This window comes from Mesorhizobium sp. WSM4810, assembly GCF_055811235.1.
On the sequence record NZ_JBVVQV010000006.1, the window covers coordinates 133437 to 154851 of the forward strand.

The window sequence follows — 21415 nt, forward strand, 5'->3', positions numbered from 1 at the left end:
GCTTGTCATGGCGCGGAACTCCTCCTATAGGTCGCAGCACCCTGACGGCCCTTTGAATCGGGGCGGCCCCCTGAATCGGGGCGGCCAAGACTTACCGGCGCAGCCGGCGATTTGCCAGTGCGCTCTATTATCGCGGGACCATGCTGACGCTTTTCCACCACCCGATGTTCGCCACCTGCCGCTTCGTTCGCCTCGCTTTCGGCGAGTATGGCGAGGAACTGGCGCTGATCGAGGAAAAGCCGTGGATGCGGCGCAAGGAGTTCCTGGCGCTGAACCCGGCCGGCACGCTGCCGATCCTGCTTGCCGAGGGCGACGTGCCGATCGTCGGCGCCATGGTCATCGGCGAATATCTCGACGAGACGCGCGGCGTGCTCAAGCGCGACAAGCGGCTGTTTGCCGAGGACCCGATGGAGCGCGCCGAAATCCGCCGGCTGACCGACTGGTATCTCAACAAGGCCGATAGCGAGGTGACGCGGCACCTGGTGCGCGAGCGCGTGCTGAAGCCGATCATGCCGGAAACGGCGGGCGGCGGCTCGCCCGATTCGGCGGCGATCCGCGCCGCGCGAGCCAACATCCGCCAGCACATGAAATACACCAACTGGCTGGCCGGCACCCGCCATTGGCTGGCCGGCAGCAAGGTCACCTATGCCGACCTCGCGGCTGCGGCTGCACTGTCCGTGCTCGACTATCTCGGCGAGATCGACTGGCGCGAACACGCTGCTGCGCGTGAATGGTATGCACGGGTGAAATCACGGCCATCGTTCCGGCCGCTTTTGTCCGACCGGGTGCGCGGCCTGTCGCCGGTGTCACATTATGCGGACCTCGATTTCTAGAGCGCAAAAGCTGCGCGCGCTGATCGACCGGGAGGCGCGGCGCGCCGGTTTCGATGCCGTTGCCGTCACCACGCCCGATGCCATCCCGCAGGCGCCTGCCCGGCTTGCCGCATTCGTCGCCGACGGCTTCCACGGCTCGATGGACTGGATCGCCGAGACGCTCGAGCGCCGCGGCGAGCCGATGGCGCTTTGGCCCGAAGTTCGCTCGATCATCGTGCTGGCCATGAACTACGGGCCGGACCACGACCCGCGCGCGGTGCTGGGCAAGCGCCAGCGCGGCGCGATCTCCGTCTATGCGCAAAACCGCGATTATCACGACGTGATGAAAGGCCGGCTGAAAGAGATCGCCGGCAAGATCGTGGCGCGCTCTGGGGACGACGTGAAAGTGTTCGTCGACACCGCCCCGGTGATGGAAAAGCCGCTGGCAGAAGCCGCCGGCCTCGGCTGGCAAGGCAAGCACACCAATCTGGTCAGCCGCGAGCACGGCTCCTGGCTGTTCCTTGGCACCATCTTCACGACGGCCGAGCTTGCACCCGATACGCCCGAAGACGACCATTGCGGCTCCTGCCGCGCCTGTCTCGACGTTTGCCCGACCGACGCCTTTCCGGCTCCCTACCGGCTCGATGCGCGCCGCTGCATCTCCTACCTCACCATCGAGAACAAGGGGCCGATTCCGCACGAGTTCCGCGAAAAAATCGGCAACCGCATCTATGGCTGCGACGATTGCCTGGCCGTCTGTCCATGGAACAAGTTTGCCCGGGCAGCGTCCGAGGCAAAGCTCGTCGCCCGCGCCGATTTGCGTGAGCCGCCGCTCGCCGATCTGTTGGCGCTCGACGACGCTGCTTTCCGGTCGTTGTTTAGCGGTTCGCCGGTCAAGCGCATCGGTCGCGACCGCTTTGTCCGCAATGTGCTGATCGCCGCCGGCAATTCCGGCGAACCCTCGCTCGGCAACGCCGTGCGTGCGCTGCTCGGTGACGCCTCGCCGCTGGTGCGCGGCGCAGCGGTTTGGGCGCTGTCACGGCTTGTGCCGACTTCGGAATTCGCCAAGTCGGCCAGCGCTGCGGTGAAAGCAGAAGGCGACGAGGCCGTGCGACGCGAATGGCGCCTGGCGCTGGCAAACCAGATCGAGGCGCATGCATGAGCGAGAAGCAGATCCTCATTTTCGGCGCCGGCTATTCGGGCAAGGCATTTGCCCGCGCCGGCAAGGATGCCGGCACCATCCTTGGCACGACACGCGCAGCGGAGAAATTCGAAGCGCTGCGGCAAGCCGGAATCCAGCCGCTGCTTTTCGATGGCGCGCTGACGCTTGAAATCAGCGACGCGCTCGAGAAAACAACCCACCTCGTCGTCTCGGTGGCGCCGGAAGAGGCCGGCGACCCGGTGCTGAATGCGGCGCGCCAGGCAATCGCGAAGATGCCGGCGCTCGAATGGATCGCCTATCTCTCCACCGTCGGCGTCTACGGCGACCATGGCGGCGGCTGGGTCGACGAGAGCGCCCAATGCAGGCCGCTGTCGAAGCGCTCGATGCTGCGTGTCGCCGCCGAGCAGGACTGGCTGAAGCTGGGTCGCGACATCGGGCGGCCGGTGGCGATCCTGCGGCTTTCCGGCATTTACGGGCCGGGCCGCAATGCCCTGGTCAATCTCGAAAACGGCTCCGCGCGGCGGCTGGTCAAGCCGGGCCAGGTGTTCAACCGCATCCATTGCGACGACATTGCGGGGGCGCTTTGGCATCTGCTCAAGCACACCAGTGGCGGCATCTTCAATGTCACCGACGACCTGCCGGCGCCGCCGCAGGACGTGGTCACCTATGCCGCAGAGCTGATGGGCGTCACACCGCCGCCGGAAATTCCGTTCGAGACCGCCCAACTTTCGCCCATGGCGCGGTCCTTCTATGGCGAGAACAAGCGCGTCGCCAACACGGCTATCAAGGCGGCCGGCTATCGCTTCCGCTTTCCCGACTACCGGTCGGCCTTCGACCATATGTGGATTTCGGGCAACTGGCGCGATGGCGAGGCGCGCAGCCCGATGAAGCGGTCGTGATCGAAATCGCGTGCCGGGCGTGCTATGATTCGACTTAATTTGCAGAGGGGTTCTGCTTCATGACGATGTTGAAGCGATCATTGCGCGGCAAATCGCTGCTGCAGAAGCGCGTCGCAACGCGCTTTAGATCTCTGTTCACGCATGTCGTTGTCCCAAAACCGCTGCGCACTTTTGGGCGACATGCATTGGCAGCACTCGCCGTCCTCGCCGTGGCGGGGCTTGCAGCGCGACCTGCGGCGGCCGAGGAACTGGCGAAAAACCTGTTCGGCGCCAAAAAACTGCCGGCCGTGGCTTTGCCGCAGTCGATCGGTTTTTATTCCAAGGGCTGCTTTGCCGGCGGCGTCGCCATACCCCTGAACGGCCCGAAATGGGAGGTGATGCGGCCTTCGCGCAACCGCCGCTGGGGCCATCCGACGATGATCGCGCTGATCGAGAGACTGTCGCGCGACGCCGCGGCCGATGGCTGGCCCGGCCTTTTGGTGGGCGACATTTCGCAGCCGCGCGGCGGTCCGATGCTGACCGGCCATGCCTCGCACCAGATCGGCCTCGACGCCGACATCTGGCTGACGCCAATGCCCGACCGCAAGCTTTCGCTCGAGCAGCGCGAAAACATGAGCGCCACCTTGCTTGTCGACGAAAAGACCCATTTGGTTAAAGATGCGCTCTGGGCGCCGGCGCATAGGCGGCTGCTGAAGCGCGCGGCAAGCTATGCGGAAGTCGAGCGCATCCTGGTCAATCCCGGCATCAAGAAGAAGCTCTGCGACACGGTGAAAGGCGACCGTGGATGGCTGCGCAAGGTAAGGCCGTTCTGGGGCCACGACTATCACTTCCACATCCGCATCGGCTGCCAGCCCGGCTCGCCCAAATGCAAGGCGCAGGAAAACACCGCGCCAGGCGACGGCTGCGACCAGTCGCTGGCATGGTGGTTCACCGAGGAGCCGTGGCGCCCCAATAAGAACCCGGACAGGCCGAAAGCGCGCGACCTGATGACGATGGCGAGCCTGCCCGCAGCATGCCAGGCCGTGCTCGACGGGCCAAATCCGGCTTCGGCGGAGGCGGTCACCTATTATGGCGACTATCATGGCGACGGGGTGCCGGTCGCGGCTGCACCCGTTCTCACCAAGGCTCCGTCGCCGGCGCGGGCATCGGCAAGCGGCGCGGCAGCCCTCCCGGCCACGGCCAACGCCTACGCCGAAACGCCCGAGATCGGCATTCCGCTGCCGCGACCCCGGCCGGGGTATTGAGGCCAACAACCAACTGTTGGGGTCGGCGCCGCCCCTCATTGCCCTGCCGGGCATTTCTCCCCGTATAGCGACGGGGCTGGCCGCTGCCTTCGCGCCCTGCCTGCGACGCTGGTGATTGGCGAAACCGGTGACAAGAGCGTCCCTCTCCCCGTCACTATTCGGGGAGAGGATGCCGGCAGGCAGGTGAGGGGCAGCGCCAACGCTGAATGAGGTTAGTACGAAATTCGGACCGGAAGTGATTGCTCCGGAACTGACCCTGAAGCGACTTTCCCTTTCCCGGGTCATGCGGTAGTCAACGAAAGAACGGAACGCCACTGGGAACCGGGACGGACGAGAGCATGCCAGACGACGACACCGTGCTGCAGTTTCCGGTCCTGATCGGCGACATCGGCGGCACCAATGCGCGCTTTTCGATCGTGCTCGACGCGGATTCGGAACCAACCGAACCGCAGATCGTCCAGACCGCCAATTTCAACACGATCGACGCGGCGATTCAGGCGGCGGTGCTCGACCGCTCGTCGATGCGGCCCAACTCCGCCGTGCTGGCGGTGGCCGGCCCGGTCGACAGCGACGAGATCCCGCTCACCAACTGCCCGTGGATCGTCAAGCCGAAAAAAATGTTTGCCAGCCTCGGCCTCGGCGACGTCGTGGTGCTCAATGATTTCGAGGCGCAGGCGCTGGCCGTCGTGGCGCTCGGCGAAGAGCATATGGAAAAGATCGGCGGCGATGCGCCGGAGCCGAATGCCGGGCGCGTGGTGCTCGGCCCCGGGACCGGGCTTGGCGTCGCCGGCCTGGTGCACGCGCTGAACCACTGGATCCCGGTGCCCGGCGAGGGCGGGCACATGGATATCGGGCCGCGCTCGCCGCGCGATTTCCAGGTGTTTGCGCATATCGAGAAGCTCGAGGGCAGAATCTCCGGCGAACAGATCCTGTCCGGGCGCGGCCTGGTCAATGCCTACCGGGCGGTGGCCAAGGCGGACGGCAAGCCGGCGCCGTTGACCACGCCGGCCGAGGTCACCGCCGCGGCGCTGGCGAAGTCAGATCCGGTGGCCGAGGAAGCGCTGTCGCTGTTCGTCACCTGCCTGGGGCGCACCGCCGGCGACCTTGCGCTGGTGTTCATGAGCCGCGGCGGCGTCTTCCTGACCGGCGGCATCGCGCAGAAAATCCTGCCGGCGCTGAAAACCGGCAATTTCCGCGCCGCCTTCGAGGACAAGGCGCCGCACTGCGAGTTGATGCGCACCATGCCGGTCTATGTGATCACCCATCCGCTGGCAGCGCTTTCCGGCCTTGCCGCCTTTGCCAGAAACCCATCGCTGTTCGGCGTCCAGACGGCGGGGCGACGCTGGCGGGCGTGACCCCACAGAGTTTTTGCCGGCCTCGGCCATAGGCAAGCCGGCACCGGGGCGCTAAGAGGATTGCCGAATTAACCCGGCCGCGGAGCCGGACCGACATCACGGAACGATCCCGACTTGAACCAGTCGCTAAACCACCAAGCCAAAGCCCGGCCCGGCGAGGTCGTGGCGGTGATCCGCCGCATCCTCGCCGAGAACGGCCGCGACTATCGCTGGTATTATGCTCTGGCCGTTCTGTGCCTGGTGATGGTTGCGGCCACGACCGCCTTCACCGCCTGGATCATGAAGGATGTCGTCGACCAGATATTCTACCAGCAGCGCGGCGATCTCATCGCGCTGATCTGCTTGTTGATCCTGGGCGCCTTCATGCTGCGCGGGCTGGCCACCTACGGCCAGGCGGTGACGCTGGCCAGGATCGGCAACAATCTGGTGGCGCGCTACCAGCGCCGCATCTTCGCCCATCTGATGAAGCTCGGCATCGATTTCTTCAACGACACGCGCTCGGGACGGCTGGCCGCCCAGATCAACGAGAACGTCAACGGCATCCGTGACCTGCTGTCGATGACGCTGACATCGTTGGCACGCGACGCCGTATCGCTGATCGCGCTGATCGGCGTCATGATCTGGCAGGATCCGATGCTGTCGCTGATGTCGCTGCTGATCGGGCCGCCGCTGATCTACACCGTCGTCTACCTGACCCGCAGGATAAGGCGCGCCACCCGCGAAGCCGTGCAGATAAACGCGCGGCTGATCGGCGCCATGCAGGAAGCAACGCAAGGCATCGCCATCGTCAAAGCGTTCACGCTGGAGAACGAGCTGTCGCGCCGCATCAGCGATCTTGTCGCCAGCGCCGAGCAGCGGGCAAACCGCATCGCCCGCGTCTCGGAACGGTTATCGCCGATCTCCGACATGCTGGCCGGCTTCGCCGTCGCCGGCGTCATCGCCTATTCCGGCTACCGGGCAGCCGTCGGCGGCCAGCCGCCCGGCGCGGTGTTTTCCTTCATCACCGCGCTGCTGCTTGCCTACGACCCGGCCCGGCGGCTGGCGCGCATGCAGGTCGGCATGGAACGGGCGCTGGTCAATGCGCGCATGATCTACGAGTTGCTCGACCTCGAGCCGCAGCAGGGCGACGCGCCCGGCGCGGCCGAAGTGAAGATCACCCGGGGCGAGGTGCGCTTCAACCATGTGTCGTTCGGCTATGTCGCCGACGCCCCGGTGCTGCAGGATCTCAGCTTCGTTGCCGCCGCCGGCAAGATGACGGCCATCGTCGGCGCCTCGGGCGCCGGCAAATCGACGCTGGTGGCGCTGCTGCAGCGTTTTTACGATGTCGAGGCGGGCAGCATCGAGGTCGACGGCCAGGACATTTCGCAAGTCACCAAGCAGTCGCTGCGCCGCTCCATCGCCTATGTCTCGCAGCAGCCCTATCTGTTCGAAGGCAGCATTCGTGACAACATTCGCTACGGGCGGCTGAGCGCCAGCGACGCCGAGATCGAGCTGGCCGCGCAACAGGCCGAGGCCGATGGCTTCATCCGCCAGCAGCCGCAGGGCTATGACACCCCTGTCGGCGAAGGCGGCCTGACGCTGTCGGGTGGCCAGCGCCAACGCCTGTCGATCGCTCGCGCCATCGTGCGGCAGGCGCCGATCCTGCTGCTCGACGAGGCGACCTCGGCGCTCGACAACGAAGCGGAAGCGCGCGTCCAGCAGGCGCTGACCCAGATCATGGCGGGGCGCACGACCATCGTAATTGCGCACCGGCTGTCGACCGTGGTCAATGCCGACCATATCATCGTGCTGGACCAGGGCCGGCTGGTCGAGCAAGGCACGCATGCCTCGCTGATGGCCGACCCGCACAGCGTCTATGCCCGGTTCCATCGGGTGCAGGGCAACAAGGGGCTGGGGCTTGTCGACGACGGCAAGCCAATCCAAACTCCGCTGCGGCGCGCGAAAAAGGCGATTGGGAGAAATTTATGAGCGGTACGCCCACAAACGACCCCCCCGTCAGTGAAATGGGCCTGGTGGTGGTCGGCGCGGCCGGTCGCATGGGCCAGGCGCTGATCCGCGCCATCCACACCATTCCGGGCGCCCGCGTCGCCGGCGCGATCGAGCGGGCCGGCTCGCCCCATCTCGGCAAGGATGCCGGCGAACTGGCCGGCATCGGCACTATCGGCGTGGTGATCGGCGACGATCCGCTGCCGGCTTTCGCCAGGGCCGACGGCGTCCTCGATTTCACCAGCCCGGCGGCGACCGTGGAATTCGCCGGCTATGCGGCGCAGGCGCGCATCGCCCATGTCATCGGCACCACCGGCTGCTCGGCGGACGACAATGCAAAGATAGCGGCGGCGGCGCGCCACGCGACGATCGTCAAGTCAGGCAATATGAGCCTCGGCGTCAATCTGCTGGCGGTGCTGGTGGAGCAGGCGGCGCGCGCGCTCGATGCCGACGATTTCGACATCGAGATCCTGGAAATGCACCACCGGCACAAGGTCGACGCGCCGTCGGGCACAGCGCTGCTGCTCGGTGAAGCCGCCGCCGCCGGGCGCGGCATCGATCTTGACGGGAACAGCGTGCGGTCGCGCGACGGCCATACCGGCGTGCGCAAGACCGGCTCGATCGGCTTCGCCACGCTGCGCGGCGGCTCGGTGGTCGGCGACCACAGCGTCGTGCTGGCCGGCACCGGCGAGCGCATCACGCTTGCCCATCACGCCGAGGACCGGGCGATCTTCGCCCGCGGCGCGGTCAAGGCCTCACTGTGGGCGCGCGGCAGGAAGCCGGGACTGTATTCGATGCGCGACGTGCTCGGACTCGCCTGAGACGATCTCATCCACCAAACCTAAGGAGCAAAAATGTCGGGAACTCTCGTGCTCGTGCGCCATGGCCAGAGCGAATGGAACCTGAAGAACCTTTTCACCGGCTGGCGCGACGTCGACCTGACCGAATTGGGCCACGCCGAGGCCAGGGAGGCGGGCGCCAAGCTGAAGGCGCGCGGCATGAAATTCGACATCGCCTTCACCTCGTCGCTGATCCGGGCGCAGAAGACCTGCCAGCACATTCTCGACGCGGTCGGCCAGAGCGATCTCGAGACCATCCGCGACCAGGCGCTGAACGAGCGCGACTATGGCGATCTCTCCGGCCTCAACAAGGACGACGCGCGCCAGAAATGGGGCGAGGAGCAGGTGCATGTCTGGCGCCGCTCCTACGACGTGCCGCCGCCCGGCGGCGAAAGCCTGAAGGACACCGGCGCGCGCGTCTGGCCCTATTATCTGCACGACCTGCAGCCGCATGTGCTGCGCGGCGGCACGGTGCTGGTGGCGGCGCACGGCAATTCGCTGCGCGCGCTGATCATGGCGCTGGACGGCAAGTCGGGCGAGGAGATCGTCAGACTAGAGCTCGGCACCGGCGTGCCGGTCATCTACAAGCTCAACGCCGATTCGACGGTGGCATCCAAGGAAGTGCTGGAGGGGTAAGCCGGCAGTGGTTCGCGCCTTTCAAAAAAGCGCGTTGACACTCATGCCTCGCCCGCTTAATGAGCGCGCACCAGCCCAGATGGCGGAATTGGTAGACGCGCACGGTTCAGGTCCGTGTGCCGCAAGGCGTGGAGGTTCGAGTCCTCTTCTGGGCACCAAATTCCCGTTTCGGACCTTTTATAAGGTTCAGAGACCCCAAGAAAAAAGCCCGGTTTTTGCCGGGCTTTTTTTCTTGGACTGATGTCAAGATGCCAGTCGTTACGGGAGCGTGGCTCGATTGAAACAACATGTGCTTCTCAACGACTTGCTCAGCATCCTGATGGTTGCAGTCCCAAGTGCTTTGCTGGCGCTCATGCTGGTTCGGCCGTGGAACGGAAATCTTGCACTGCGAGATTTCGGGCTGGCCTTCGTCGCAATTCATGGTCCGGGACTGCTCGTTCTCGGTGTCTTTGTTTCGCTTTATTCCCTCCGACCTCGCACCAACCTGGCATGGATGATCGGTTTTGCCGGTTGTGTTTTCCTGAATGTTGTTTTGTGGGGAGGAATGGCGCTCACTTCTCCTCTGCCCCCACCCAATGCGTGGGAGCATTACACCGACTTAACCGGCGTGCTTGCTGTCGCTGCTATTCCAAGTGTCGCAATTTCCGCGGTAGCGGGCGCCTTCTTCAACAGGTTGCAATTCGCAGCCAGCTAAAGTAGCGATAGAAATCGGCGCCCACACTGCGGCATTGGCGCGGTGGAGCAGTTTCTCCGTTTGCGAGAGCGAGTCTCCATGCTGAAAGATCACACTTCAATCCAATCCGCTTGGCGGCGCCTTCTCGGAGCGGAAAGTGACCAATGAGATCATCGGCCCAGTCGGCGCCTGGCGGCCGCGTTGTCAGCATCTTCCCATACGGAATGTCATCGGGTAGCGTGCAGGCGCGGCTGTGACGGCGCTCTCCTTGGCGAATGCACTGCTGCACCTTCAGCAGTTGCCGTCAGACCATTGGGCTGCTGTCACAACCCGGTGCTTGCCGAGACAATTTGTTCCCGTCCCGGTTCATTTCAGCACCGAAGCGAGGGGAAAGAAATGCACAACCGATTGCGGCAGTGCCTGCGGAGAATGTCGCTTGCGGCATTGACGATGCTGGCGGTTCCGGTCCACGCGGCTGATCTCGTCATTGCAATGCCGAACTGGCCGTCGGGCCAGGCGACGGCAAACATTCTCAAGGTCAGCCTGAAGCAACATTTCGGGCTCGATGCCGATGTGCGCGAGATGGGGACGCTCATTGCCTTTGCCGGCCTCGATTCGGGCGAGGTGGATATTCATCCCGAAATCTGGCTGCCCAACCTGGACAATCTGCTGAAGAAGTATGTCGACGGCGCCGGCACGGTAGCCATCAGTCCCATCGGTGTGCCGGCATGGCAGGGCATATGCGCCACCCGCGAAACTGCCGACAAATTTGGCATCCGCGACATTTCGGATCTCACCGACCCGCGCAAAACCGCCGCGTTGGACACGGATCGGGACGGACGCGGAGAACTCTGGATTGGCGCCGAGGGTTGGTCCTCGACGGCGATCGAGCGTGTCCGCGCCAACAGCTATGGCTACGCCGAGACAATGACATTGCTGGAGACGCCGGAGGATGTCGGAATGGCGGCTGTCGATGCCGCGGTTGCCACGGCTCATCCGATGGTGTTTGCCTGCTATGCGCCGCATCACGTGTTTGAACTGCACGAAATTGTCCGGCTTGCCGAGCCGCCTTTTGACCCGGCAAAGTGGAAGATCGTGCTGCCTTCCGAGGACCCGCTCTGGGTCTCGAAGTCCAGCGCGCCGGTGTCATGGGATACGGCACATTTCCACATCGCTTACGCCACCTCGCTGCGCAAGAAATATCCTGAGGTGGTCGCGTTCCTGGAACGGGTCGCCCTCAAGCCCGAGGACGCCACCAAGATGAGTTATGCGCTCCAGGTGGAGCGCCAGGATGCTTACGAGTACGCCAAACAATGGGTCGCCGCGCAGGGCGCTCGGGTGCAAGGGTGGGCAAATCCATGACCGGAAAGCTGACGATCGCGGGACGCACCGCTCTCCAGCGGCGCTGCCTGACGGCAATTGTCGCGGTAGCGCTCGGTCTTGTCGCGGTGGCGGCGCTGGCTGCCGGAACCCAGGTTTTCGATCCGAAAACCCGCAAATGGGTGGACTATGACCGCGCCAAGGCGCGCAAATACTATGCCGCGCATAATCAAGTGCCAGAGGCGTTTCGCCCGCAGATGGTCAAGTTCCGCACCGCGGAAGCGCCCGGTACGATCATCATCGACGGCAACCAGCATTTTCTCTACCTTGTGCAGCCGGGTCAGCGCGCCATGCGCTACGGTATTGGCGTCGGCCGGGAAGGCTTTGGATGGGCCGGAATCGTGCGCGTCGGCCGCATGGCGGAATGGCCGACCTGGACGCCGCCGGCCGAAATGGTCGCTCGCGATCCGAATGCTGTCAAACATGCGGGAGGCATGCCGGGAGGGCCCGACAACCCGCTCGGCGCCAGGGCGCTCTATCTGTATGAGCGCGACCAGGACACGATCTACCGGATACACGGCACGCCGGAGCCGTGGACGATCGGGCTCGACGTGTCATCAGGCTGCATCCGGATGCGGAACGACGACATCACCGACCTGGCATCACGCGTCAAGGTTGGGGCCAAGGTCATCGTTCTCATGCAGGGGGCGGCACTTTATAAGGGTGTGTGAAGCGGCATTCGGAGAGGGACAAGCAATGTCGGCAAAACCTGCAGTGAGAACTTCGATCCGGGCAACAGCAATTGGGTTCCTGGCGGGGGCCTTGAGCGCTTGCGTCAGCACGCCGCCGCCGCCGCCGCCTCAGGACCAGATGTCCAGGACCCAGGTCGAGACGGCCCCGGCCGACCTTCAGCTGCTTTGCGCCGACGCAGCCGCCAAGGCGAGCGGTGCCGACAGCAGCAAAATACTTCCGGTTTCGTCGAGCAAGATCGATTCCATAACCTATCGGGTCGAACTCGATGCCAGCGGCAAGAAGACAAGCTGCCTTGTCGATACCGAAGGCAATGTCAAATCCGTTCAGCCCACCTGATCCGCTCTGGTCGAAGGATTTTGCGGCGATCTGACGATTGCCGCGAACGTGGCGTCGGCTTCGGACGTGACGATTGGTGGCGACCAGCCGCGGCGAGGTTCAGACACTAGGAGAAAAAGCCCGGCCGACGGCAGCGTGTCTCAACCCAGCATCATCATCGCGATTGGCAGGTTCGGGCGTTCGCTGTACCATTCCTGCGCCGGGCGCCGAAATTGCGCGTTCCGGCAAGGGAGAAACGTCCATGTTACGATCAATTTCGCTTGCGGTTTTCCTGGCGGTCATTCCTGCGACAGCCTTTGCGAATTCATGCCCGACCATCATGGCCAAGATCGACGCGGCATTGCCGACCGCGACCATCGCCGAGGCGGACAAGACCAAAGTCAAGGAACTGCGCGCCCAGGGCGAGAAATTGCACGCCGCCGGCGATCATGCAGGATCGGAGGCTGCGCTCAACCAAGCCAAGTCGATGCTCGGCATATAATTGCGGCAAGCCAGCTGAGAGAAGCGCGAGAATGCAGCGGCTCAGGATAAATGCTGATCTGTAGTGATCCTTCGCGCCCCCCTCTGTCCTGCCGGACATCTCCCCCACTTGGGGGGAGATCGGCCGTCATCACCGCCTTCGCGAACCGCCACCGTTGCAGGAGCGAGCGGTGCGCCCAAGCTGCCAATCTCCCCCCTTGTGGGGGAGATGTCCGGCAGGACAGAGGGGGGCGCCTCGCTCCGCCATAAAAGGTTCTGCACCGTCGTGACGCTCTGATGTAACGGCATGGATCCCAGGGTCTCCGCGACGTCGCTTCGCTCCTGCTCCGCCCTGGGATGACGAAGGGAGGGGTGTTTCGGCTAATCCTGGAGGTTTGCGATTGCCACTGAGATTCGCCGCTGAAAGTGCTGTGGACCTTCGCTGCCGGCCAGTCGGGCAGACAAATCTCCAACGCTGGCGATTGGCATAAACCACCACGACTTCGTCATCCTAGGGCGAAGCAAGGAGCGAAGCGACGCGGCGCAGACCCTAGGATCCATGCCGTTGCCTTGCGGCAGTGCTCCAGCGGAGCAGGACCAAACGCTACCTAGGCCGAGTCAGGGCCGCGTGGGTTGGTTCACCCCAGCCCAATCCGCCTGGCGCCCTGCCGGAACATGGCCTCGGCGTCCGGCTCGAAGCGGAAGGTGCCGATGAAATCGTCGGCACAGTAATTCGGCAGCGTCTTGCGGATGGCGGCCGCGAAAGTGCGGGCCTCGTCAAGCCGCCCCGCCAGCGCAAGGCAGTGCGCCGCGATCGCCAGGATGATGGCATGCGCGTTGGGACGGGCGGCGGCCTTCAGCGCCCATTCGGCGGCCTCGTCGAACTGCCCGAGGCGGACATGCGCCATCGCCCTGGCGCCGAGCATGCCGAACAGCAGCGGATCGAACGGACTTAGATGGCGCGAGTGATCGGATGAACCGATCGCCGCGTTCGGATCACCCGACTGCGAGTGGACAAACGAAAGCGCGTAGTGGCCGAGCGCAAAGTTGGGGCTGAGATCGACGGCCCGTTCCAGCTCGATGAGCGAGCCGTCCTGCTCGCCGCGCAACCACAGCGCCCGGCCCATGGCCCAGTGCGCGGCCGGATTGTGATCGTCGACCAGAAGACTTTGGCCGGCGGTCTCGAAGGCGAGCGCGCTTTCCTGGTCGCGGTCTCCCCAGCGCTGAAAGGCGTTCTGCCAATGGGTGAAGGACAGGCCGGCATAGGCGCGGGCGAAGGTCGGATCGAGCTTCAGGGCCATGTCGAAGAAATGCCGGGCCTGCTCGTTTTCCGTGCGGGTGAAGCGATACATGTGCCAGAGACCACGATGGTAAGCCTCCCAGGCATTCAGCGAGCTGGGGGCTTTCAGCATGGCGCGGTTGCGCTCGACCATCTCGATCTCGGCCGAGATCGACGAGACGATGCTGTCGCCGATGTCGTCGAGGACGGCAAAGATGTCGTCGGGCCTGCGTTCGAAGGTCTCGGCCCAGACGATCCTGGCCGTGCGCACCTCGACAAGTTCGACGCTGACCGCGACACGGCCAGCCTGGCTGCGCACCGTCCCGGTGGCGACGTAGTCGACATTGAGTCGCCGGCCGGCATCTTCCGGCGCGATGTTCTTTTCGGCCAGCGCAAAGACCGAGCCGCGGGCGATGACGAAGAAATCCCTGAGCTTGGCCAAACGGGTGATGATGTCGTGGGTCAGGCCGTCGGCCAATCCACCGCGAGAGGGGCCGCCGAGAGGGCCGCCGATCCCGGCTTCCTCGACAAACGGCATCACCGCGAGCGAGGCCTTCGACGTAGCAGTATCGGCATGGGGAAGCACAATTGACGCTTGCGCGGCTGCCGGCAACAGCGCCGGCTGCGCCCGGAGCGTCGCGGCAGGTCGTTCGCTGCGGATCGACCGCCATGCCTCACGAACGCGTCCGAAATCCAGATCCTCCGAAGCAAACAGCTGCGCCGCCGAGGCAAGATGGTCCTCGCAGGCGGCGATCTGCCCGCGTCGCGCCAGGCTTGTCAGAAGAGCCACGTGCGCGCGCTCGTCGAACGGATTGAGTTCCAGCCATGTCTCCAGATGCACGGACATTTCGTCGGCATCCGCCGGCAGCTTGCTGACCAGCTGTTCCAGAATGGCGGCGTGCCACGAGCTGAAGCGGCGGCGTTGCGCGATAAGCCAGCTGTTGAAATGCGGGCTGCGGTCGATCTCCAGCCCGTCGAGGAAGTCGCCGACGAATAGTCTGGACAGGGCCTGCAGCCGCTCAAGATCGAGCGTCTCGATGCCCGTGGCGGCGGCCGAGGCGACATCGAAGGCGTCGACGGAAACGCCCTTCAGATCGAGCGCGACCGTGTCGCCTGATGTTTCGATCCTGTGGCGATCCGGTTCGTCAAAAATGCCCCTGAGCTTGCTGAGGCACCAGCGAAGCTCGCCGCGCGGATCGTTCGGCACATCCCACAAAAGCTCGCACAGACGGCTGCGGCCGACGGCATGCGGCGCGAGCGCCAGATAGGCGAAAAGCGCGCGCAGCTTGCGCGATGCCGGCAATTGCACGGTGGCGCCGTCTCGGGTGACCGTCAGCGGCCCGAGCAGCCGTACGGACAGCCCGGCCGCTGCGCCGTCCAGGCTCGATCGAGCGGATTCCACGTGCGTTTCCACGCTTGCTCCCACGCTGGCCAGTTGTCCTCTGTTTTATCATCGAAAGCGATCGAGTGCATCCGGCAACGAATTTTCCGCGCCGGTTGCCGGCATTGCCACCGTTCCGGGCCGCGTTGGCGGCACCGGAACCGTACTGCGGCAAGGTCTCGAAACCTCGCCGCCCAAGCCGCCGGTTTGTAACCGGCTCGTGACAACGAACACCTCGTGACGACAACAAAAAGGGGAGAGCAGACATGTTGCAGCAACGGAAAATCAGGACCACGGCCGGTCGCGGCCGCCTGTTCGACAGCATTATCGACACGGTCGGCGATACGCCGGTGATCAGGATCAACAATCTCGGCCCCGATCATGTGACGATCTATGTGAAGGCCGAGTTCTTCAATCCGGCAGCGTCGGTGAAGGACCGGCTGGCGCTCAACATCATCGAGGAGGGCGAGCGCAGCGGCGCCCTGAAACCGGGCCAGACCGTCGTCGAGGCGACCAGCGGCAACACCGGCATCGGTCTGGCCATGGTCTGCGCGCAAAAAGGCTATCCGCTGGTGGTGACGATGGCCGACAGTTTCTCCATCGAGCGGCGCAAGCTGATGCGCATGCTGGGCGCCAAGGTGGTGCTGACGCCGCGTGCCCAGAAGGGTTTTGGCATGTACAACAAGGCGGTCGAGCTCGCCAAGACCAATGGCTGGTTCCTGGCCCGCCAGTTCGAGACCAAGGCCAATGCCGCCATTCACGAGGCGACGACGGCGCGCGAGATCATCAACGACTTCGCCGCATCGCGGCTCGACTGCTTCGTCACCGGCTACGGAACCGGCGGCACCGTCGTCGGTGTCGGGCGCGTGCTGCGCCGCGAGCGTCCCGAGATCCGGATCGTGCTGGCCGAACCTGCCAACGCCCAGCTCATCGGCAGCGGCAAGGCCCAGGAGCGCGGCGCCGACGGCGCACCCGCCGCCAGCCATCCGGCCTTCGAGCCGCACCCGATCCAGGGCTGGACGCCGGATTTCATTCCCAACGTCCTGCAGGAGGCGGTCGACGCCAGCCTCTATGACGAGGTCGTGCCGATTGCCGGGCCCGAAGGCATCAAATGGGCCAAGGCGCTGGCGCAAAAGGAAGGGATTTTCACCGGCATCTCCGGCGGAGCGACCTTTGCCGTGGCACGCCAGATCGCCGAAAAAGCTGCACCCGGCTCGGTGATCCTGTGCATGCTTCCCGACACCGGCGAACGCTACATGACGACGCCGCTGTTCGACGGCATCGAAGCCGAGATGGACGCGGAGGAAATGGCTCTTTCGCAGTCGACACCCAGCGGCCAGTTCCCGGCCGAGTAGCGGGAGAGGGAGAAACCACCATGGACGCGACGCCAAAATCCTCCGGCATGGCTTTCGAAGAAACGCTCGACATGCGCCGCCTGCAGCAGGGGGAGTGCGTCGTGCCAATCGCCACCGTGTCCAGCCGGATGCTCGCCGTCACAGAGGAAATGCGCACGGTCATGGATTTTGCGCGAAACGTCCTGGAGGGCGACGGCCTGGGGCCCGATGCCTGCGATTTCATGTTCGGCAATCCGCAGGAAACGCCGTTGCGTGGATTTGTCGATGCATTGATCCGCCACGTCGAGCCACAGGATGTTCACTGGTTCGGTTATAAAAAGTACGATGCGCTGGCGCGCGAAACGGTGGCCCGTTCGCTCAGCCAGGCGCGAAGCCGAAACTACAAGCCAGACGACATTGCGATCACCGCGGGAGGGTTCGGCGCGATAGCGGCTGCGCTGCTCGCCGTGCTCGAGGTGGGAGAGGAGGTCATCTATCCGCGTCCCGGCTGGTTCGCCTATGGTGCCCAGATTCGCGGCGCGGCAGGGACACCCGTCGCCGTCGACCTAGCACCGGGAACCTATGACCTCGATCTCGAAAGGATTGAGGCAGCGATCACCCCGCGCACCCGCGTGGTGGTGGTCAACACGCCGCACAACCCGACCGGCCGCATCTTTCCCCGCGCTCAACTCGACGCGCTCGCCGACAAGCTCGCGGCCGCGTCCGAAAGATTTGGCAAGGTGATTTATCTCCTTGCCGACGAGCCCTATGCGCGACTGGTGTTTGACGGCCATGCGCATATCAGTCCGGCCGAGAGCTATCCGCACACGCTGATCGCCTATTCCTTCGGCAAGACCTTGCTCGCGCCCGGCGAGCGCCTGGGCTGGCTCGCACTCGGGGCGGACATGCCCGAGGCCGATCGCATACTGTTGCGCGAGGCTGTCGACATAGCGCAGGTTTCGCACGGTTGGGCTTTCGCCGGCCGTACCCTGCAGCGGGCACTGCCTGATCTCGAGAAGCTCAGCATAGATGTCGCAGCCCTTGCGCGGCGCCGCGATCGCATGGTCGAAGGCTTGAGGGCAGCGGGATACGACCTGCCGGTGCCTGAAGGTACCTTCTATCTCATTCCACGCTCCCCAATACCGGACGACATGGCCTTCGCGGCACGCCTCGCAACTGACGGTGTCTGGGTGCTGCCCGGCAGCGTCGCCCAATTGCCTGGACGTCTGCGGATCAGTTTGACTGCAAACGACGGCATGGTGGAGCGCTCTTTGCCCGTCTTTGCGCGAGCGATCCGGGAAGTCGCAGCCTAACTCCTCCTGGCGAGCAGGAGCTCACACAAGGGCTTCTGGTCCATCGCTTGAGCGATGGCTGGCGGCCCGTTGCAATCGACTGCTGAATGCCAAATTAATAGGTCCTGATCCTAGTCAGGGATGCTTCAGCGCATCGCAAACCCTTCGCGGTCACGCCGGAATATCTGGAATCGACGCCGCGCGGCCTCGCCTCGGGGCAGTGGCTGCATGATTTTGGCCTGCAGACGTCACGCGGTTTCAGGGCGCTGAAGGTGTGGATGGCGCTGAAGCAGCACGGCATCGAGAAATTCGGCCGGCTGATCGACCAAAACATCGCACAAGGCCACTATTTCTCCGGGCTGATCGAGGCTGAACCGACCCTCGAGCTGACGGCGCCGACCAGCATCAACATCGTCTGTTTTCGCTACCGCGGCGAAGGACTGACGGCAGAGCGGCAGAAGGCGCTCGACACCGAGATCATGCTGCGGCTGCAGGAAGACGGCATCGCCGCCCTTTCGGACACGACGGTGCACGGCCAGCATTGCCTCAGAGTAGCGATCAACAACCACCGCACCAGGCGCGACGATCTGGATTTGTTGGTGCGGGAAACGGTGCGGCTTGGGCAGGAGATTTCAAGGCCTGGCGTCGCCGGCTAAGGATCCTGGCAGTCACCTCAGACAAATCACAGCGCCCAAGCGTGTGGGGTGATCGACTGTTGATGTCGGCGCTGCCCCTCACCTGCCTGCCGGCATCCTCTCCCCGTAGAACGGGGAGAGGGGCGCTTTCATTAATGGTTTCGTTCAATCACCAGCGTTACAGGAAGGGCACCGGCATTGAGGCCAGCCCCTTCTCCCCGTCACTATACGGGGAGAAGTGCCCGGCAGGGCTATGAGGGGCAGCGCAAACCTGAAACGATTGCCCCTGTGCCCCGCAACGAGGATCACGCCTCGAGCCAGACCTTCTCGAAATGCTGCTCCAGAGACTGATGCTGCTCGCAGCCGTGCACGCCCTTGCGGAACGTCCGGTAGACCGAGCGCCAGTAGGGCTGGATGATGATGCCGGAATCGCGCAGATTCCGCTCGATCTTGGCCATGATCTCCTTGCGCGCGCTGGCGTCGGGTGTGGCCAGCGCCTTGTCGAGCAAGGCGTCGAACTCCGGATTGGCGTAGGCGGTCTCGTTCCAGGCAGCGCCCGATCTGTAGGCCAGCGCCAGCACCTGGACGCCCAGCGGCCGGCCGAGCCACTCGGTGCAGGAGAAAGGATATTTGCTCCAGTCGTTCCAGAACGTCGCCGCCGGCAGCACGGTCCGTTTGACCTTCAGCCCGGCGTCGCGCATCTGCGCGGCGATCGCGTCGCCGGTGTTCTTCTGCCAGTCGACATCGACAGAGATGAGCTCGTATTCGTGATCGGACTTGCCGGCCTCGGCAAGCAGCGTCTTGGCTTCGTCGACATTGCGGACGGCCGGGCCGATATCGGCGTATTCGGCATGCATCGGGCCGACATGATGGTTCTCGGCCGGCTTGCCGCGGTCGTCCATGCCGATCTTCAGGATTGCGGCATTGTCGACGGAGAGCTGGGCGGCGCGCCGCACCCTGATGTCGTCATAGGGCGGATTGCCGACGTTGAAGCGCGCGACGATGGTCGAGCCGGTGGCAAGCTCGGAATTGCTCAGACCCATGGCGTCGGTCTGCGAGACGGTATCGGCGGCGGTTTCGTGGTTGGTGTCGATCTCGCCCGATTCGAAGGCCGAAAACATCGCATTGGGATCGGAGCCGTAGTCGACCCATTGGATGCCGTCGAGCCAGAAATCGCCCTTCCACCACGGCTTGTCCTTGCGGCGGACCTCGGCGCCGACCTCGGCGTCCCATGCCACCAGTTCGCAAGGTCCAGTGGTGTTCGCCAAGGCCTTCAGCGGATCGCCGTCGCCGTCGTAGCTGCGGTGCATGATCAGCGCCGGATAGTCGGTCATGCCGGCAATCAGCGAAATGTCGGGCTTCGGCAGATTGAGCCGGACGGTAAAGTCGTCGACACGCTCGATGCCGCCGTCGATCGGCTTCTTGGTGGCGGCGTCGACCAGCGCCCCCATCCGCTCGGCGACCGAATTGCCGGCGACGCCGGCGTCGCACCAGCGCGTCAGATTGTGGACGACATCGTCGGCGTTGAAAGTGTCGCCGTTCGACCAGGTGATGCCCTTGCGGACGTGCAGCGTCAGCACGCGGGCGTCGTCGCTGGTCTCCCAACTCTCGAGCAGCCACGGCTCGAAGGTGAAATCGCGGTTCCAGCGCACCAGATATTCGTTGCAGTGGCGGGCGACATTGGACATTTCGACGCCGTCGAAGGTGCGCGGGTCCTTCCAGCCCTTGACGTTCATGGCGACGCGCAAGACGCCGCCGCGCTTCGGCTCCTGCGCCCTGGCCGGGGAAGGCGCGAGACCGACAAGCGCCAGCGCGCCGGCGACGCTGACGCCGAGTGCTGCCATGGTGGCGAGATATTCGCGCCGGTTCATGCTGCCTTTCTTAAAACCGTCGGCGGCGGGCTCGGCCTGCGGATGCAGCGCTCTGTCGGTCAGCATCAACTTCATCGTCGAATCCTCCCTGTCGGCGCCCGGCCGACCGCTTCGCGGGGGCGGATGCGGTCGCCGGGCGCCCTTGGCCATAGGCGATGATAGTGCGGGATTCAGCGGGGAAGTGTTCGGGTTTCCGCAGGCGTTGCGCGCTGTTCCGCAGAAGCTTGCGCTACTGCGGCGCAGAACCTTTCGAGACGCCGGCGGGACAGCGCCCCTCTGCCCTACCGGGCATCTCCCCCACTTGGGGGGAGATCGGCTGTCGTCCCGGCTTTCGCCAATTTCCAACATCGCAGCAGGAGCGCAGCGCCGAAACTGCCAATCTCCCCCCTCGTGGGGGAGATGCCAAGTTTTGGCAGGGAGGGCAGGACAGAGGGGGGCGCCAAGGATCGCCAGCCTTCCTGGTTCAGAGTTCGTCGTAGAGCCGGGCGGCGTTTTCATAGGTGAAGCGCAAAGGAACCGAGCCCACGACCTGCCACGCATCGACCGTCTCGCCTGCCATCAATCGGCAGGCGCCCTCGGTTGTGGTGACGGCGCCGCCATAGAGCCGGTTGGCAAGGTTGAGGATGGCGGTCTGGTGCATCGCCGTGCTGCCGCTGCCGCAGGCATCCTTGACCAGCAGCACGCGAAAGCCCGATGACACCGCATCCCTGACGGTGGCGTCGATGCAGGCCTCGGTCCATACGCCGGCAACGACCAGCCACTCGATGCCTTCGGCCTTGAGCCGGCCGGCGGCAGGGCCCGCACCGAAGGCGCTGGCCTCGGTTTTGACCAGCATCATCTCGCCGGCAACCGGCGCCACTTCCGGACAGATCGCCGTCAGCGGATCGTCCTTGTCGGAGAAGGCCGACCTGCCATTGGCATCGACCGGATGGAACCGCCGCGCCTCCCTGGTGAGATCGACGATATAGGCCGAATGGTAGAGCAGCACATCGTTGGCCCGTGCCGCCGCCTGCAGGCGCTGGACGTTGGCGAGGATGTCGGCAAAACCCTCGACCAGATAGCGCTTGTCCTGCCGGTGCTCCTCCTGGAGGTCGACGAACACCGCGGCCACCGTGCCGCGTCTGATCGAGACCGGGCCCTTCATGCGGA

18 protein-coding genes, 1 tRNA gene and 1 pseudogene are annotated in these 21415 nt (G+C 64.6%); 17 read left to right on the forward strand and 3 right to left on the reverse strand.

Annotated elements, in window-relative coordinates; all coding sequences use genetic code 11:
• Nucleotides 1-140 precede the first annotated feature (140 nt).
• The 14 genes from AC0L3O_RS11575 to AC0L3O_RS11640 all read left to right on the forward strand — a co-directional run bounded on the left by AC0L3O_RS11575 (nucleotide 141) and on the right by AC0L3O_RS11640 (nucleotide 12496).
• Nucleotides 141-833, forward strand: coding sequence for a glutathione S-transferase family protein (locus AC0L3O_RS11575; protein WP_023803685.1), 693 nt, complete (start codon nucleotides 141-143; stop codon nucleotides 831-833).
• Nucleotides 814-1974: a tRNA epoxyqueuosine(34) reductase QueG gene (gene queG / locus AC0L3O_RS11580; RefSeq protein ID WP_128185120.1), complete on the forward strand. Its 1161-nt coding sequence runs from the start codon at nucleotides 814-816 to the stop codon at nucleotides 1972-1974. Before AC0L3O_RS11575 ends, queG begins: the two co-directional genes overlap by 20 nt.
• The gene (locus AC0L3O_RS11585; protein ID WP_473615623.1) at nucleotides 1971-2873 is read left to right on the forward strand and encodes an SDR family oxidoreductase; all 903 of its coding nucleotides are present in this window, start codon (nucleotides 1971-1973) and stop codon (nucleotides 2871-2873) included. Before queG ends, AC0L3O_RS11585 begins: the two co-directional genes overlap by 4 nt.
• A 59-nt stretch (nucleotides 2874-2932) precedes the next feature.
• Entirely contained in the window at nucleotides 2933-4117 is a 1185-nt protein-coding gene (gene mepA / locus AC0L3O_RS11590; protein WP_287237794.1) for a penicillin-insensitive murein endopeptidase, read from the forward strand.
• 338 nt (nucleotides 4118-4455) lie between these two features.
• Nucleotides 4456-5472, forward strand: coding sequence for a glucokinase (locus AC0L3O_RS11595; RefSeq protein WP_473615624.1), 1017 nt, complete (start codon nucleotides 4456-4458; stop codon nucleotides 5470-5472).
• A gap of 114 nt (nucleotides 5473-5586) precedes the next feature.
• Nucleotides 5587-7440, forward strand: coding sequence for an ABC transporter ATP-binding protein (locus AC0L3O_RS11600; RefSeq protein WP_473615625.1), 1854 nt, complete (start codon nucleotides 5587-5589; stop codon nucleotides 7438-7440).
• On the forward strand, nucleotides 7437-8279 hold the full coding sequence (gene dapB / locus AC0L3O_RS11605; RefSeq protein ID WP_473615627.1) for a 4-hydroxy-tetrahydrodipicolinate reductase: 843 nt from the start codon (nucleotides 7437-7439) through the stop codon (nucleotides 8277-8279). The genes AC0L3O_RS11600 and dapB overlap by 4 nt, the downstream gene beginning before the upstream one ends.
• Nucleotides 8280-8312: 33 nt before the next feature.
• Nucleotides 8313-8933, forward strand: a complete 621-nt coding sequence (locus tag AC0L3O_RS11610; protein ID WP_029347970.1) for a 2,3-bisphosphoglycerate-dependent phosphoglycerate mutase — start codon at nucleotides 8313-8315, stop codon at nucleotides 8931-8933.
• 73 nt (nucleotides 8934-9006) lie between these two features.
• Nucleotides 9007-9091: transfer RNA gene (locus AC0L3O_RS11615), tRNA-Leu, on the forward strand.
• 119 nt (nucleotides 9092-9210) lie between these two features.
• Nucleotides 9211-9627, forward strand: coding sequence for a hypothetical protein (locus tag AC0L3O_RS11620; protein ID WP_473615628.1), 417 nt, complete (start codon nucleotides 9211-9213; stop codon nucleotides 9625-9627).
• 408 nt (nucleotides 9628-10035) lie between these two features.
• Complete coding sequence (locus tag AC0L3O_RS11625; protein ID WP_473615630.1) at nucleotides 10036-10968, forward strand: ABC transporter substrate-binding protein; 933 nt, start codon at nucleotides 10036-10038, stop codon at nucleotides 10966-10968.
• Nucleotides 10965-11657, forward strand: a complete 693-nt coding sequence (locus tag AC0L3O_RS11630; protein ID WP_287065731.1) for a L,D-transpeptidase — start codon at nucleotides 10965-10967, stop codon at nucleotides 11655-11657. The genes AC0L3O_RS11625 and AC0L3O_RS11630 overlap by 4 nt, the downstream gene beginning before the upstream one ends.
• Nucleotides 11658-11796: 139 nt before the next feature.
• Nucleotides 11797-12015 carry a hypothetical protein gene (locus AC0L3O_RS11635; RefSeq protein WP_473615631.1) on the forward strand — a complete coding sequence of 73 codons (219 nt, stop codon included), beginning with the start codon at nucleotides 11797-11799 and terminating at the stop codon, nucleotides 12013-12015.
• A gap of 241 nt (nucleotides 12016-12256) precedes the next feature.
• Nucleotides 12257-12496, forward strand: coding sequence for a hypothetical protein (locus AC0L3O_RS11640; RefSeq protein ID WP_473534677.1), 240 nt, complete (start codon nucleotides 12257-12259; stop codon nucleotides 12494-12496).
• A 616-nt stretch (nucleotides 12497-13112) separates the two neighbouring features.
• Here the strand turns inward: AC0L3O_RS11640 and AC0L3O_RS11645 are convergent.
• Nucleotides 13113-15167 (reverse strand): BTAD domain-containing putative transcriptional regulator, encoded by a 2055-nt coding sequence (locus AC0L3O_RS11645; RefSeq protein ID WP_473615632.1) that lies wholly within the window; start codon nucleotides 15165-15167, stop codon nucleotides 13113-13115.
• Between the two features lie 233 nt (nucleotides 15168-15400).
• Here AC0L3O_RS11645 and AC0L3O_RS11650 point away from each other — a divergent pair, with 233 nt between their 5' ends.
• From AC0L3O_RS11650 to AC0L3O_RS11660, 3 genes and pseudogenes are all read left to right on the forward strand, one after another.
• Nucleotides 15401-16489 (forward strand): PLP-dependent cysteine synthase family protein, encoded by a 1089-nt coding sequence (locus AC0L3O_RS11650; protein WP_023803698.1) that lies wholly within the window; start codon nucleotides 15401-15403, stop codon nucleotides 16487-16489.
• A 20-nt stretch (nucleotides 16490-16509) separates the two neighbouring features.
• Nucleotides 16510-17781 (forward strand): aminotransferase class I/II-fold pyridoxal phosphate-dependent enzyme, encoded by a 1272-nt coding sequence (locus tag AC0L3O_RS11655; RefSeq protein ID WP_128176606.1) that lies wholly within the window; start codon nucleotides 16510-16512, stop codon nucleotides 17779-17781.
• A 110-nt stretch (nucleotides 17782-17891) separates the two neighbouring features.
• A pseudogene (locus AC0L3O_RS11660) lies at nucleotides 17892-18416 on the forward strand (pyridoxal phosphate-dependent decarboxylase family protein); the annotation flags it as partial.
• A 284-nt stretch (nucleotides 18417-18700) separates the two neighbouring features.
• Here AC0L3O_RS11660 and AC0L3O_RS11665 read toward each other — a convergent pair.
• Both AC0L3O_RS11665 and AC0L3O_RS11670 read right to left on the reverse strand, forming a co-directional pair.
• A complete protein-coding gene (locus AC0L3O_RS11665) occupies nucleotides 18701-20341 on the reverse strand; it encodes an ABC transporter substrate-binding protein (protein WP_473530550.1) in 1641 nt (546 codons plus the stop codon).
• A 388-nt stretch (nucleotides 20342-20729) separates the two neighbouring features.
• Complete coding sequence (locus AC0L3O_RS11670; RefSeq protein ID WP_473530418.1) at nucleotides 20730-21410, reverse strand: isochorismatase family protein; 681 nt, start codon at nucleotides 21408-21410, stop codon at nucleotides 20730-20732.
• Nucleotides 21411-21415 lie beyond the last annotated feature (5 nt).

Bases quoted from the DNA above. Each gene is read 5' to 3' on its own strand.
- AC0L3O_RS11595 (WP_473615624.1), top strand. From the start codon at position 4,456: ATGCCAGACGACGACACCGTGCTGCAGTTTCCGGTCCTGATCGGCGAC.
- AC0L3O_RS11640 (WP_473534677.1), top strand. From the start codon at position 12,257: ATGTTACGATCAATTTCGCTTGCGGTTTTCCTGGCGGTCATTCCTGCG.
- AC0L3O_RS11585 (WP_473615623.1), top strand. From the start codon at position 1,971: ATGAGCGAGAAGCAGATCCTCATTTTCGGCGCCGGCTATTCGGGCAAG.
- AC0L3O_RS11655 (WP_128176606.1), top strand. From the start codon at position 16,510: ATGGACGCGACGCCAAAATCCTCCGGCATGGCTTTCGAAGAAACGCTC.
- AC0L3O_RS11635 (WP_473615631.1), top strand. From the start codon at position 11,797: ATGTCCAGGACCCAGGTCGAGACGGCCCCGGCCGACCTTCAGCTGCTT.
- mepA (WP_287237794.1), top strand. From the start codon at position 2,933: ATGACGATGTTGAAGCGATCATTGCGCGGCAAATCGCTGCTGCAGAAG.
- AC0L3O_RS11630 (WP_287065731.1), top strand. From the start codon at position 10,965: ATGACCGGAAAGCTGACGATCGCGGGACGCACCGCTCTCCAGCGGCGC.
- AC0L3O_RS11625 (WP_473615630.1), top strand. From the start codon at position 10,036: ATGTCGCTTGCGGCATTGACGATGCTGGCGGTTCCGGTCCACGCGGCT.
- queG (WP_128185120.1), top strand. From the start codon at position 814: ATGCGGACCTCGATTTCTAGAGCGCAAAAGCTGCGCGCGCTGATCGAC.
- AC0L3O_RS11650 (WP_023803698.1), top strand. From the start codon at position 15,401: ATGTTGCAGCAACGGAAAATCAGGACCACGGCCGGTCGCGGCCGCCTG.
- AC0L3O_RS11665 (WP_473530550.1), bottom strand. From the start codon at position 20,341: ATGAAGTTGATGCTGACCGACAGAGCGCTGCATCCGCAGGCCGAGCCC.
- AC0L3O_RS11670 (WP_473530418.1), bottom strand. From the start codon at position 21,410: ATGAAGGGCCCGGTCTCGATCAGACGCGGCACGGTGGCCGCGGTGTTC.
- dapB (WP_473615627.1), top strand. From the start codon at position 7,437: ATGAGCGGTACGCCCACAAACGACCCCCCCGTCAGTGAAATGGGCCTG.
- AC0L3O_RS11610 (WP_029347970.1), top strand. From the start codon at position 8,313: ATGTCGGGAACTCTCGTGCTCGTGCGCCATGGCCAGAGCGAATGGAAC.
- AC0L3O_RS11575 (WP_023803685.1), top strand. From the start codon at position 141: ATGCTGACGCTTTTCCACCACCCGATGTTCGCCACCTGCCGCTTCGTT.